General features: G+C 47.6%; 2 protein-coding genes. One reads left to right on the forward strand and one right to left on the reverse strand.

Annotation, left to right across the window (positions count from 1 at the left end):
* Nucleotides 1-97: 97 nt before the first annotated feature.
* On the forward strand, nucleotides 98-1,501 hold the full coding sequence (locus HMPREF3178_RS07360) for an ISNCY-like element ISKpn21 family transposase (RefSeq protein ID WP_001567368.1): 1,404 nt from the start codon (nucleotides 98-100) through the stop codon (nucleotides 1,499-1,501).
* Nucleotides 1,502-1,529: 28 nt separating this feature from the next.
* Here HMPREF3178_RS07360 and HMPREF3178_RS07365 read toward each other — a convergent pair whose 3' ends face one another.
* On the reverse strand, nucleotides 1,530-2,162 hold the full coding sequence (locus HMPREF3178_RS07365) for a DUF6904 family protein (RefSeq protein WP_001567369.1): 633 nt from the start codon (nucleotides 2,160-2,162) through the stop codon (nucleotides 1,530-1,532).
* Nucleotides 2,163-2,280 lie beyond the last annotated feature (118 nt).

Below are 2,280 nucleotides of genomic sequence, written 5' to 3' on the forward strand. Positions count from 1 at the left end.
TGTAATGGCTCAATAGTAATGTCCGCCTGTGGCTCAATTCAGATGTCCGCGCTATGGTAAGCTTCACTGGTCCGTTTAAACTACCGGGAGGCATATCATGAGCGCAGAAAGCTCAGGAGTGTTTACTTTGAAAGAGATCAACCGGATCAAGATTATACAGGACGTCATTGAACGTCGCATCACAACGCGCCGTGCGGCCGAGCACCTCGGTATCAGCGACAGGCAATGCCGCAGACTTCTTGCCCGTTACCGTGAAGGCGGACCGCTTGGTATGGCCAGCAGACGATGTGGCATGCGTGGTAACCGCCAGTTGCCACCCGGGCTCGCAGATCAGGCTCTGGAACTGATCAAGACGCGTTATGCTGATTTCGGTCCGACTCTGGCGCGTGAAAAGCTCGAAGAACTCCACGGACTGTTTCTTGGCAAAGAAACTGTCCGGCGCATCATGGTGCGGGCTGGCTTATGGGTTCCCCGTAAACAACGTGCCGCAAGGATCCCTCAACCACGGTACCGGCGTCCGTGTACTGGTGAGCTGATACAAATAGATGGCTGTGATCACGACTGGTTTGAAGGCCGTGGCCCGGCCTGCACCGCGCTGGTCTATGTTGATGATGCAACCAGCAAACTGATGGAACTGTTGTTTGTTAAATCGGAGTCCACGTTTTCTTACTTCGAAGCCACGCGGCGCTATATCGATAAGCATGGTAAACCGCTGGCACTGTACAGCGATAAAGCCGGTGTTTTTCGTGTTAACAATAAACACGCCACAGGCGGAGACGGGCATACTCAGTTTGGGCGAGCCATGCATGAACTGAACATCCAGACTATCTGTGCAGAAACCAGTCCCGCCAAAGGGCGTGTAGAACGAGCTCACCTCACTTTACAGGATCGTCTGGTCAAAGAGCTGCGGTTACAGGGCATTTGTTCAATGGAGGCTGCAAATGACTTCGCTGAGGCCTATATGGCTGACTATAACCGCCGTTTTGGCAAAGTACCGCGACATGATTTTGACGTACACCGTGCTGTAGAACATGATGAGGACCTGGGGCTTATTTTCACTGTTCGTGAAAAACGTAAAGTCTCAAAATCGTTGACGATACAATATGATAAAATGTTGTACCTGATTGAAGACAGCGAACTGAGTCGCCGTGCAATAGGTAAATATATCGATGTGTATCACTATCCTGATGGCAGAAAAGAGCTGCGCCTGAACGGTACGCTACTTCCCTACTCTACCTACGACCGACTGTCAGAAATCGACCAGGGCGCGATTGTCGATAACAAGCGTCTTGGCCGAACCCTGGAGTTTATCAGTCTGGTGCAGAGCAAGCGGGATAACACGCGCTCTCAGTCAATTCCCGCTGGAGATGGCCCTTCCCGACGACGGCCAAAGCAGGAAGGGAAGAAATCCCAGCGCTCACTGGATAATGATGACATGCTCGAAGCACTCAAACAGCTTCAGTCACGTTCAGAGGACATTTTTGGTAAAAGAGCCCGCTGATGGTACTCACTGGCCGGACAGTGGTTGCTCACCAGTTGATATTGTCCGGCCAGACCCATGATGTATTATTCATTTCGTTCAGCATCTTTATGTCCTGCTTTTCACGGGCATACTTACCCCATAATGAATGAAAAGAACGAACAATACTGATTAACTGCTTTTTTCTTTGCTCCGGAGATAGGCTGATAAAATAGCAGCACCTGCTGTCAATATTATCCTCAATGAAATTAAAATCAGAGTCTGATGCATATTTTACTGTTAGCATAATATCATTCGACGTTGTTCTCTCAGACTCTGTTAATGCTGATTCTATCAGGTATTCAAAGGCATACATGACAGACAGCTGGTTTTTGTCTGTCTGAATATAACCCATTGAGTTTCTGAGTATTGAGGACTGTACCAGGACCAGAGGCCATAAAAGCTCAACACCATAAAGCTTATATGTATCATGTTGATCATACTGATGTTGCTCAACACGACGATTACCTTCCCGTGCTTTACGAATATCATAGGCAAGGGATAACATAAATCCGTCTTTAACTTTAATCAGTGGGCTTTCATCCACGATGTAATGAATGAGTTCATGTAATTCATTCAGGGCTTCTGAATCTCCCCACAGTATAAAACCTGCATTGTTCGGCGTTAACTCGTATCGAAGCATGGGCTCAATCATCCTGTTGTTTCAGTCGGAGGAAAGTCTATCAGTAAAGAGAATGAGAGATCAAAGTGGTCATTTTAATTGAGCTGGATAACGGACATTTCAATTGAGCCTTGACAAA

This window comes from Klebsiella sp. HMSC09D12 (assembly GCF_001808475.1).
GTDB classification, from domain to species: domain Bacteria; phylum Pseudomonadota; class Gammaproteobacteria; order Enterobacterales; family Enterobacteriaceae; genus Klebsiella; species Klebsiella oxytoca.